Here is a 216-nt window from a genome sequence, read left to right on the forward strand (position 1 = left end):
CTTCTCAGGTACTGCCTGAACTTCACCGTAGTTACGTAGCTGATCCATCTTGCGAATATCCAACTGAAGCTCTGTTACGTAGCTATCACCCACAGGGTAACTGCGCACCACTTCTGCGCCACGGATAACACCATCAACCGCACCTGACGTACGCTCTGTACCAAGCCGTTGATCTTCAAGTTCTGCTCGACCGCTTACTCGCATGCCGTAAACCTG

1 pseudogene is annotated in these 216 nt (G+C 51.9%); it reads right to left on the reverse strand.

The features are described from left to right. A pseudogene (gene flgP / locus AB4486_RS28675) lies at positions 1 to 216 on the reverse strand (flagellar assembly lipoprotein FlgP); the annotation flags it as partial.

Origin of the sequence: Vibrio sp. 10N.222.55.C6, assembly GCF_041473395.1 — a bacterium.
Taxonomy (GTDB): Bacteria; Pseudomonadota; Gammaproteobacteria; order Enterobacterales; family Vibrionaceae; genus Vibrio; species Vibrio crassostreae_C.